12 protein-coding genes and 1 tRNA gene are annotated in these 10,302 nt (G+C 53.6%); 11 read left to right on the top strand and 2 right to left on the bottom strand.

Annotated elements, in window-relative coordinates; all coding sequences use genetic code 11:
• Nucleotides 1–54: 54 nt before the first annotated feature.
• Nucleotides 55–534 (top strand): hypothetical protein, encoded by a 480-nt coding sequence (locus EJP87_RS10215; protein WP_130471770.1) that lies wholly within the window; start codon nucleotides 55–57, stop codon nucleotides 532–534.
• 369 nt (nucleotides 535–903) lie between these two features.
• Nucleotides 904–1,500 carry a tetratricopeptide repeat protein gene (locus tag EJP87_RS10210; RefSeq protein ID WP_130471769.1) on the top strand — a complete coding sequence of 199 codons (597 nt, stop codon included), beginning with the start codon at nucleotides 904–906 and terminating at the stop codon, nucleotides 1,498–1,500.
• A gap of 471 nt (nucleotides 1,501–1,971) precedes the next feature.
• On the opposite strand, the gene EJP87_RS10205 is transcribed toward EJP87_RS10210, so the two are convergent.
• Together EJP87_RS10205 and EJP87_RS10200 are read right to left on the bottom strand one after the other, a co-directional pair.
• Nucleotides 1,972–2,048 (bottom strand) — tRNA-Pro (locus EJP87_RS10205).
• Nucleotides 2,049–2,123: 75 nt separating this feature from the next.
• Nucleotides 2,124–3,167, bottom strand: a complete 1,044-nt coding sequence (locus EJP87_RS10200) for a polyprenyl synthetase family protein (protein WP_227657568.1) — start codon at nucleotides 3,165–3,167, stop codon at nucleotides 2,124–2,126.
• A 177-nt stretch (nucleotides 3,168–3,344) separates the two neighbouring features.
• Here EJP87_RS10200 and EJP87_RS10195 point away from each other — a divergent pair, with 177 nt between their 5' ends.
• The 9 genes from EJP87_RS10195 (at nucleotide 3,345) to rlmH (ending at nucleotide 10,026) form a co-directional block, all read left to right on the top strand.
• Entirely contained in the window at nucleotides 3,345–3,941 is a 597-nt protein-coding gene (locus tag EJP87_RS10195) for a Maf family protein (RefSeq protein WP_130471767.1), read from the top strand.
• 124 nt (nucleotides 3,942–4,065) lie between these two features.
• Nucleotides 4,066–4,389 (top strand): 50S ribosomal protein L21, encoded by a 324-nt coding sequence (gene rplU, locus EJP87_RS10190; RefSeq protein WP_130471766.1) that lies wholly within the window; start codon nucleotides 4,066–4,068, stop codon nucleotides 4,387–4,389.
• Nucleotides 4,390–4,408: 19 nt separating this feature from the next.
• Nucleotides 4,409–4,690: a 50S ribosomal protein L27 gene (gene rpmA / locus EJP87_RS10185; RefSeq protein WP_130471765.1), complete on the top strand. Its 282-nt coding sequence runs from the start codon at nucleotides 4,409–4,411 to the stop codon at nucleotides 4,688–4,690.
• A 59-nt stretch (nucleotides 4,691–4,749) separates the two neighbouring features.
• Nucleotides 4,750–5,928, top strand: coding sequence for a GTPase ObgE (gene obgE / locus EJP87_RS10180; RefSeq protein ID WP_130471764.1), 1,179 nt, complete (start codon nucleotides 4,750–4,752; stop codon nucleotides 5,926–5,928).
• Complete coding sequence (gene proB, locus EJP87_RS10175; protein WP_227657567.1) at nucleotides 5,900–7,102, top strand: glutamate 5-kinase; 1,203 nt, start codon at nucleotides 5,900–5,902, stop codon at nucleotides 7,100–7,102. The genes obgE and proB overlap by 29 nt, the downstream gene beginning before the upstream one ends.
• A 21-nt stretch (nucleotides 7,103–7,123) precedes the next feature.
• Entirely contained in the window at nucleotides 7,124–8,395 is a 1,272-nt protein-coding gene (locus tag EJP87_RS10170; RefSeq protein ID WP_130471763.1) for a glutamate-5-semialdehyde dehydrogenase, read from the top strand.
• On the top strand, nucleotides 8,392–9,048 hold the full coding sequence (nadD, locus tag EJP87_RS10165) for a nicotinate-nucleotide adenylyltransferase (RefSeq protein WP_130471762.1): 657 nt from the start codon (nucleotides 8,392–8,394) through the stop codon (nucleotides 9,046–9,048). Before EJP87_RS10170 ends, nadD begins: the two co-directional genes overlap by 4 nt.
• On the top strand, nucleotides 9,041–9,550 hold the full coding sequence (gene rsfS, locus EJP87_RS10160) for a ribosome silencing factor (protein ID WP_193771284.1): 510 nt from the start codon (nucleotides 9,041–9,043) through the stop codon (nucleotides 9,548–9,550). The genes nadD and rsfS overlap by 8 nt, the downstream gene beginning before the upstream one ends.
• A gap of 2 nt (nucleotides 9,551–9,552) precedes the next feature.
• A complete protein-coding gene (gene rlmH / locus EJP87_RS10155) occupies nucleotides 9,553–10,026 on the top strand; it encodes a 23S rRNA (pseudouridine(1915)-N(3))-methyltransferase RlmH (RefSeq protein ID WP_130471760.1) in 474 nt (157 codons plus the stop codon).
• Nucleotides 10,027–10,302 lie beyond the last annotated feature (276 nt).

Here is a 10,302-nt window from a genome sequence, read left to right as displayed (position 1 = left end):
TTCAGACTGATGGCACAGCATTGAATTCGTTGGAATATTAGCAGAGGTGCGACAATGGCGACCACACAAAACCTTACGAAAAAACGGCTTTCCGCCATTCCTGCACGACGGCGGCAAATCTTTTTGCGGGCACTGGCAAGGCTTGGCTGCGTCACGAAAGCGGCGGTAGAGGCTGGATTGAGCCGAGTTGTTCTGTACACTTCAAAATCTGCAGACAGTGAATTTGCCCATGCGTGGGCTGACGCTCTTGAGGCGTTCGGTGATGCCATCGAATCCGAAGCGTTCCGGCGGGGGGTGCATGGCGTTGACCAGCCAGTTTATCAGGGTGGCCAACTGGTCGGGCACGTGCGGAGATTTTCGGATTCTCTGCTGCTGGCCATGCTCCGGGCAAGGGTTCCGGCATATCGACCATCGGCACCGACGGCGCAACCGGCGGCACCTGCACCTGTTGAGCATGACCAGGCATTGCTCGCAAAGAAAATTTCCTATATTTTGGCAGTGGCGCAAAAAGAACAAAGGCAATCCAGCGGCTAACCTCTGGTCGGACAGATCCGCAACCGGACCCCCTTGAGCAATCTTGGGGGGCATTTACGACGCACAGAACGCACTGAGAGCGCGTTTACTGTGTACCCTGGCAAAAAAAAGAAACGAGCCAGGTGCGTTCCTGTGAGCGCTGCTAGGGTGTTATAGTTGCCCGTTTGGCTATTGATCTGGCACCAACTTGCATGCCTGTGCTTTTATTTAGATCTGCAAGGCGTTATAAATACCCGTAAAAGCCATTTCCACAAGGCAAACCCTGGCTGAGAGGCGTATACTGATCATTGCTGGCCTTTCGTATGACAGGGAGGATACACTGGCCTGCGGATGGCCGAGGGAGCAATCTAACAGACAGGGGAACAGGAAATGCTCATTATAGAAATTGCGTTAGGAATCGTGCTGGGGGTGATTCTTCTGCAAAATATTTCATTGGTAATCGGGATTTTTATGTTTGTAGTTTGGGTGGTTTTCCTTCCAGTCATCATCCCATACTATTTATGCAAGAAACTACTGCTTGGCATTAGGAATCTACTGGCTCTTGCTCTTGCTCCGAGGAATACTTCTGCATCCGATGAATGCTTATCCTGGGACCACTTTGACTTAATATTCCACAAAGCGGTACAGGGTGATTGCAATGCACAGTGTAGCCTTGGCAAAATGTACGAAAGAGGCGAAGGCGTTTTGCGGGACGGCAATGAGGCTGTGAAGTGGTATCGCTTAGCGGCTGAACAGGGGGACGACCATGCACAGAGAGCTCTTGGCTTCATATACGCAAATGGTCGAGGTGTTCCAATAGATTACTTTCAAGCCTATATATGGTATGATATTGTTGCGTCGAAAGGGGATGAATATGCTATCAAGTTTCGTGACGATGCCGCCGGACGAATGACACATACTCAACTTACCCAAGCTCAGGAGATGGCCAGGAAATGGAAGCCCATCAAAGCAGGAATTATTCAGTGAAATCCACTCAACAGCAATAATTAGCAAGTAGTATTGATCATTGTCGACGATGACATGACATAACCCTCGAAGTAAACCGGGGGTTTTCCATTTTCTCCCCAACAGAACGCACCGAGAGCGCATTACAGCCATTCAAGCCACTACCCTGCAGATCACTATGAGAACGAGCCTGAGAATCGCACTGAGAGCCAGCATGAAGCATTATAGTTGATCGGTTGGTAAAGTATGAGCACAGGCACTGCACAAGAAGAAGGAGGCAAGAGCAATCAATCCTGGTCGGCATTTACTTCCTACCAGCCAGAGGGCAACCGAGGGGCGCGTCATATTGTCGGCTTGTGATGGTGGGAAAGGGCATCAATCCTGGTCGGCGATGCACTGCACCAGAAAGGGCGAATCTTTCCCAAATGATTGCTATTTGATTGCTGAAACAAAAACGGCCACCTCGGGAGTGGCCGTAACTTCTTGATTTTTTGGTCGGGGTGACTGGATTCGAACCAGCGACCCCTGCGTCCCGAACGCAGTGCTCTACCAGGCTGAGCCACACCCCGCTAGCGGAAAATTTGCCATTATACTGATTAACCGAAAAAACGCCAGAGATTTTGCAAAAAAATTATCCAAAAGCACTAAAAACTGCGACTGACAGAAAAATCTGCCAACAACAGCAAAGCCTCCCGTGCTTCCGAGGGAGGAAAATGGAGCAACTGCTCCTTGGCCTGCTCTGCCAGACGACGTGCCACAGCCAGCGTATAGTCCAAGGATCCGCGCTCCCGAATCAAAGCAATCGCCCGCTGCAAGGAATCCTCATCATACTCTTTCTGCTCCAAACAACGTGACCAAAATTGCCGCTCCTCCTCCGTCGCGTGCATGAAGGCATGAATCACCGGCAGGGTGATCTTGCCCTCCAGAAAATCATCACCAATCGATTTGCCCAGCTTTTCGTTAGAAGAGGCATAATCCAGTGCATCATCAATCACCTGGAAAGCGCGGCCCAGATATTCACCATAGTTGCCCAATAATCTCTCTTCCTCAGCAGAACGTCCGCACACCACTGCTCCCAAACGTGCCGCTGCCGCAAACAAAGTTGCCGTCTTGCGCGATACCACCTCCAAATATTGCGCTTCCGTGGTGGCCAAATCATTGCTCACCACCAACTGCATCACCTCCCCCTCGGAGATCACCGCACAAGCATCAGCCATGATGCGCAAAACTTGCAAATCACCATTAGCTACCAACATCTGGAACGAACGCGAAAATAAAAAGTCACCCACCAATACCGGTGCCTTGCTGCCCCATATGGCATTGGCAGTCAAGGTGCCACGACGACGCTCCGATTTGTCTACAACATCATCATGCAGCAAAGTAGCCGTGTGGATAAATTCAACCACCGCCGCCAACAAAGCATGGCCACTGCCCTGGTAGCCAAACATGTGCGCCGTCAACAGAGTCAATATCGGACGCAAACGCTTGCCTCCACTGTTGATCAGATGCGATCCCAAAGTGGGAATCAACTCAACCTGAGCATCCAGTTGCTCGACAATGATCCGGTTGGTCTCTGCCAAATCACTGCCAATCAAAGCGTGCAGTTGCTTGAGAACCGAAACGGTATCCAAAGAGGGCGCCGATGCAACAGCATCAGTAGTAATTTCAGAAGTATGAGCAGATGACACGGTCCGGTTCCCGAATGGGCGCATGACACGCACCCTTGAAAATTGGCAAAGGTTGCGACGAACATTAAGGAGCTTGCCTGGGAAGCGTCAAGTCTTCTTGAACAGTAAGGGCAGGGAATTTTTTTCACCGCTGCCCAAAAAAAATGTATTGAGCGGTTCTATCAAGGAAAATAAATCATGAAATCAATTTCTTCTCTCCACAAAACCCCGGAAGCGCGCCAGATCTGCCTCGCCTCAGCCTCCCCACGCCGTTTATCACTTTTGCGTCAGGTGGGTATCGAACCAGAGGTACGCCCAGCGCACCTGGATGAAAGCCGACTCCCAGAAGAAAATCTCTACGATTATGTGCAACGCATGGCCATCAGCAAAGCCAAGGCTGTGGCCATGCCAGATGATGATTTGATATTGGCCGCCGATACCATCGTCGTGCTCAATGGCGAGCTGTTGGGCAAACCGGATGATGCCGAGCATGCCACACAGATGTTGCAACAACTGGCCGGACAGGAACACCAAGTGTTGACCGCCATCGCTCTCTATCAACCCTCCAGCCAACGTTTGCGTCAACAAACGGTACAAAGCCGCGTCTGGATCAAACAAATGTCCGCACAAGAGATTGCCGCCTATGTGGCGACAGGAGAACCTCTCGACAAAGCCGGTTCCTATGGCATTCAAGGGGCGGGGGCCGCCCTGGTGGCACGCATGGAAGGCTCCTGCTCCGGGGTCGCCGGTTTGCCATTGTGCGAAACTTTAACCCTGTTGCGTGATTTTACTTGACTTGCCGGTCGCTTTGGTGAGAATAGACGATTTCCCACAACTGAGCTCTCCAGTCTCGGGCCTGGGTGGTAAAGCAAGTGGTGCGGTTTGGCCGTTTTTTTGGTCTTATTGGAGGACAAATACGATGTATGCGGTAGTCCGCACAGGCGGAAAACAATATAAAGTGGCGGTAAACGATCTCATTCGCGTCGAAACTCTGCCCGGTGAGCAGGGCGATGCAGTCGCCTTGCAAGATGTACTGCTGGTGGACGGCGAAGAGGGGGTGAAAGTGGGTAGCGCCGTGGCCGGTTCACGAGTCGATGGCATCATCGTTCGGCAAATGCGCGACAAAAAAATCTTGGTTTTCAAAAAACAGCGGCGCAAAAATTATCGCCGCCGACAAGGTCACCGGCAGAATCTGACCGAACTGAAAATCACCGGTATTCACATTGAAGGTTCTGCAGCCTGAGAGCAGGGGGAGTTGACAAATGGCTCATAAAAAAGCAGCGGGAAGTACCCGCAACGGACGCGATTCCGCTGGTCGGCGCTTGGGTGTCAAACTGTTTGGCGGTGAGCTGGCTATTCCCGGCAATATCATCGTCCGGCAGCGGGGAACGCAAGTCTATCCCGGTGACGGCGTGGGCATGGGCAAGGATCATACCCTGTTTGCCCTGGTGGGTGGACATGTGGTTTTTTCCCAACGCAATAACCGCAAATATGTCAATGTGCAGCCTGTCGGACAGGAGACAGCCGATTCAGGCGCTGTCTAAGCAGATAACAGTACCCTTTTCACCCCCTTGCAGTTCGCTTCGGACGCGGTTCGGCTACCATGCGCTTTTTGGATGACGCCAAGATTTTTATCCGCTCAGGCGATGGTGGTAGTGGTGCGGCAACTTTTCGCCGAGAAAAGTTTGTGCCCATGGGTGGTCCTGATGGTGGGGATGGCGGTCACGGCGGCAATGTCGTCTTTGTGGCCGATCCTCACCTCAATACCTTGATCGATTTCCGTTATCAGCAACATTTCCAAGCCAAACGCGGAACCAACGGCATGAAACAGTGCCGTACTGGTCGTTCTGCACCCGACTTGCTGGTACCGGTGCCCGTCGGTACCGTCGTGCGTAATGATGCCGATGGCACTATCCTCTGCGATTTTATCCAGGCAGGACAACAAGCCATCCTGGCTGCCGGCGGTCGTGGCGGCCTGGGCAATGTCCATTTCAAAAGCTCTACCAATCGCTCTCCGCATTACAGCCAGCCAGGTGAATCAGGCCAAGAGTTGTGGCTGCGTCTGGAGCTGAAACTGCTGGCCGATGTCGGCCTCATCGGTTTGCCCAACGCCGGAAAATCAACCCTTCTTTCTGTGATTTCTGCGGCCAGACCCAAAATTGCTGACTATCCCTTCACCACCTTGATTCCCAACCTGGGTGTGGTACGGGTGGCAGAAGCCTCCAGCTTTGTGGTTGCCGATATTCCTGGATTGGTGGCCGGTGCCAGCACTGGCCATGGTTTGGGTCATACCTTTTTGCGCCATGTAGAACGCTGCGCCCTGTTGGTCCATCTGGTCGAGGCTTTGCCCCTGGATGGCAGCGATCCAGTCAGCAACCTCCATACCATAGAAAATGAGTTGGCCTCCTATTCTACCATTTTAGCCAACAAGCCACGCTGGATCCTCCTGAGCAAAGCCGATCTCTTGCCAGAAGAGGAGCAACAAAAAATTCTTAAACGCCTGCGCAAAGCCATGATGCAGAGACGTAAAGAGTGGCAAAAAGCAGGAAAAACATGCAAAAATTGGTGCCATACGCTGTCGGCAGTCACCGGTGCAGGGGTGCAAGAGTGGTTGTATCCAGTGGCAGAAGAGGTGCGCCGCTTGCGAGCAGAACAAAAACAGGCAGCGTTGGCTCTCGCCGATGCCCCCACACGCGCAGGCCGCAATGCAGGCGAAACCTGGGCTGAGGAGGAGAGCGAGGAGGACGAGGAAGATGGCGTTGAGTGCATCTGGGTCAAATAATGGCAACAGCCCCATGGAGTATGGCTGGCAACAGGTGCGTGCAGCAAAGCGGGTGGTCATTAAAATTGGCTCCAATCTGCTGACTGCCGGTGGGGAGGGGTTGCGCCAGAGTTGGGTCAATGCACGCGCCAACGAAGTTATGCGTCTGCGCCAAGCAGGAAAGCAGGTGATCATCGTTACCTCCGGGGCTGTGGCAGCCGGAGCTCCCTTGTTGGGTCTGCAACGTCCTCCCGCCTCGCTGCGCGAAAAACAGGCCGCCGCAGCGGCAGGACAACCCCTGGTCATGCGTTGCTATGAACAAGCCTTTGCGGCCCATGGGGTAGCCGTGGGTCAGGTCTTGATCACCCGTGCCGATGTGGAAAATCGGCGTCGCTATCTCAATGCCCGTGATACCCTGTGGACCTTGTCTTCGCTCGGGCTGGTGCCAGTGGTCAATGAAAACGATACCGTAATGGTCGAAGAGATCCAGTTTGGTGACAACGATACCCTTTCGGCCAACGTGGCCGATCTGGTAGCCGCCGATTTGTTGATTCTGCTCTCGGATGTGGATGGTTTTTTTGATGCCGATCCGCGACACAACCCTCTGGCCAAACCGTTACCATTGGTGGAACGGGTCACACCCGCCCTGGAAAAATTGGCTGGTGGCGTTGGCTCGGCAGTAGGTCGGGGAGGGATGGCCACCAAATTGAAAGCAGCCAAAATGGCAGCCCGGCGCGGCTGTCAAACCGTGTTGACCAATGGCTTTCGTCCCGATCCGGTGACAGAGCTCTTCAGCAGACCAGTCGGCACCCTCTTTCTCGCCGATGGCAACCCACTCAGCGCCCACAAAGCCTGGATTGCCAATGCCCGCTGGAGTAAGGGAGAGATTCTTGTCGATGCCGGTGCTGCACGCGCCCTGCAAAAGGGGGGAAGCTTGCTGGCCAAAGGAGTTGTCGAGGTGCGTGGTCGCTTTGCTCGTGGCGATGCCGTACTCTGCCTGGATCCACACGGTCAGGCTATCGCCAAAGGATCTGTCAATTATCAGGCCAGTGATCTGCAGTTGATTCGCGGTCAGCACAGCTCTGCCTTTGAATCCATTCTCGGCTTTGCCGGGGATGCAGAGGTGATTCATCGCGACAATCTGGTCTTGTTGGAGGAGACATCTGCTGCCGAAACCACTGCGGCGTTGTCCTAATATTTGGAAAGGTATAACACAATGGAAACTTCCCAACAGGTGAATGTAGCGGCAATGGCCAGACAAGCGCGACAGGCAGCACGTCTGTTGGCAATGGCCGATGGTGCGATGAAAAACAAGGCCCTCTTGATCATGGCAGAACGGCTGTTGGCCCAGAGTGACTCTTTGCAAGCACAAAACAGCCGGGATCTGCAGGCAGCAGAACAGGCCGGTCTGAGCCCGGCACTGATCGATCGTCTCCGTCTGACCCCCAGCCGCATTGCCGCCATGGCCGATGGAGTCCGCCAGGTGGCCGCATTGGATGATCCGGTTGGGGAGATCACCTCCATGAAAATACGTCCCAACGGCTTGCAGATCGGTCGGATGCGTGTGCCCTTGGGTGTGATCGGTGTCATTTATGAATCGCGCCCCAATGTCACCGCTGATGCTGCCGCTCTCTGCGTCAAATCGGGCAATGCCGTAATTCTGCGAGGAGGATCCGAAGCCTACTATTCCAATCGGGCCATCAGCGCCTGTTTGATGGAGGGACTACAGGCCGCCGGTTTACCGATGACCGCTATCCAATATATCGATACCACGGATCGGGCAGCCGTCGGTGAGCTGTTGCGCTGTGATGAAGATGTGGATGTGATCATTCCCCGTGGCGGCAAGGATTTGATTGCCCGTATCATCGCGGAATCCCATATTCCGGTCATCAAACATCTGGATGGCATTTGTCATACCTATATCGATGCCGATGCCGATCTGCCTATGGCCTTGGCTTTGACTCTTAACGGTAAAATGCAGCGTACCGGCGTGTGCAATGCCACAGAGACTCTCCTGGTGCACCGGGCGGTAGCCACGGCCTTTCTCCCAGAGATCTGTCAGCAATTGGCGCAGGCGGGTTGTGAATTGCGTGTCTGCCCGGAAACCCGCTCATTACTCCCAGCCAGCCTTCCAGTACGCGACGCCGTTGCGGAAGATTGGGATACCGAATATCTGGATGCAATTCTCTCCATTCGGGTCGTCGCATCCCTGGATGAGGCTATCAACCATATCGAAACCCACTCCTCGCGCCATACCGATGTGATCGTCACCCGTAACCATCAGCACGCCATGCGCTTTTTGCGTGAGGTGGACTCCTCCTCGGTCATGGTCAATGCCTCCAGCCGTTTCAGCGATGGTTTTGAATTTGGTCTGGGTGCAGAGATGGGTATCTCTACCGATAAACTGCATGTGCGCGGACCGGTGGGTCTGGAAGGTTTGACCACTCAAAAATATATCGTCCTGGGCAATGGTCAGTTGCGCCAATGACCACCCGTATCGGCATCCTGGGTGGCAGCTTTGATCCACCCCATTATGGACATCTGCGCCCTGCCTTGGAAGCCATGGAACAGTTGGCTTTGGAAGCGGTATTTTTTTTACCGTCCGGGGCCCATCCATTGAAAGATACCAATCGAGCAACAGATGTGGCGCATCGCGTAGCCATGACCCGTCTGGCCATTCAAGAACAAAGCGGTTTTGAGTTGTGCGAACTGGATGCCAATCGCCCTGGCATCTCTTATACGGTAGATACCTTGCGCATCTTGAATGAACGCTTTCCCCTGGGAGAGTTGATCTTTTTGATGGGCAGTGATCTGCTGGCAGAGGTGCATCGCTGGAAAAATTGGCCGGAGATCATGCACTGGGCACATATCGGTTTGCTGGAACGACCAGGACATGCTGTGACTAAAGCTGAACAACAGGTGCTGGAGCGCCTGCAGCACTATCAGGTTGCCGCACCACAGATGCTGCAGCGTCAACATTTGGGCAGGTTCGGCTATTGCCATCTGCCGGTAACCGCAATGGAGATCAGTTCCCGAAATCTGCGGCACCGTCTGCGCAGACAGCAGAGTATCCGTTATCTGACACCAGAGGCGGTTATTACCTATATCAAACAACATAATTTATATGGTGAGCATGAGTAAAACGGAGCAGGAGCTGCTGGTACGCCAGCTTAAGGCACGCTTGGATGAAAAAAAGGGGTTGGATTTGTTAATCCTCGATCTGCGTGATCGGGCCGCTTTTACCGATTTTTTTCTCCTGGCAACCGGAACGTCGCAAACCCATGTTGCGGCTTTGGCAGAAGAGGCGGATCGCTTTTTTCATGAACGGGCAATGCGGGTATTGAGTATTGCCGGTTTGCCCGAAGCTACTTGGGTATTGGTGGATGCTGGGGATGTGGTGGTGCATCTGTTCCAACAGGAGGCACGCACCTTCTATGATCTGGAGCGCCTCTGGACCCCGCCGCCACCGCAGCGTCGTGAGGAAGAGGAAACCGTTGAAAAGCCTGAAAAGCTCAAGAAAAAGATTAAACCGCCCAAACCTCCAAAACCTGCTCAAGGTGAACGACGCAGCGCGCCAAAAGAGAAAGGGAGCAAAACCGCCAAACCAAAACGCAGTCAGAGCAAAAGCGTAAAGAGCAAATAGCCTTGAAACTGACCATATTGGCGGTAGGACGAGGCATGCCTGCTCCGCTGCGTGCCTTGACGGAGGATTATCAGCAGCGTTTGCAACGTGGCGGAGGAGTCTCGCTGGTCGAGGTGGCGGAAGCCAGACGCAGCGGTGCAACTGCCGCTGACCGCCAGCAGGGATTGCTTTATGAAGCAAATCGTTTGCGCGAACATATTCCACAATCCTCTCTGCTATTGCCCTTGGACAGCACGGGACGCATGATGAGCTCGCTGGAGTTTGCCGGACAGATGCAGCGCTGGCGCGAGGCAGGAGAGCATCTCTGCTTTGTCATCGGCGGTCCAGATGGCCTGCATCCTGATCTGTTGCGTATGGGCTCGGCAACTCTCTCTCTGGGACCAATGACCTTTCCGCATCTGTTGGTACGGGTACTCCTGTTGGAACAATTATATCGTGCCTATACCCTGATTCAGGGCATTCCCTATCACCGCTGATTGGCACAGCCCTATTCCTTCTCAACTGGTAACTATTCAGGTTCGTGCTGGCTCGCCAACTCTCCCCCCATGGGGATGCTGTGCGGATTGGCGCAACAATGCGCGCCAATCCGCACAGCTTGCTTCCATTAGGCGCGCCGCGCCGACCCAAAAAGCGCGTCGGCTTGTTGTGAAAGGCGCGCCAAAAGCAAAAGATTAAAAAAACAAAATCCCAGGGATTCCATCCCTGGACCCGGCCAGGGAGGTGCCCTCAATGCCATTAACTTAGCAACATGG

The sequence above is a fragment of the Candidatus Magnetaquicoccus inordinatus genome (assembly GCF_004217665.1).
Taxonomy (GTDB): Bacteria; Pseudomonadota; Magnetococcia; order Magnetococcales; family Magnetaquicoccaceae; genus Magnetaquicoccus; species Magnetaquicoccus inordinatus.
Note: the sequence above shows the minus strand (reverse complement) of the source record. Positions and strands in the feature narration are given on the sequence as shown.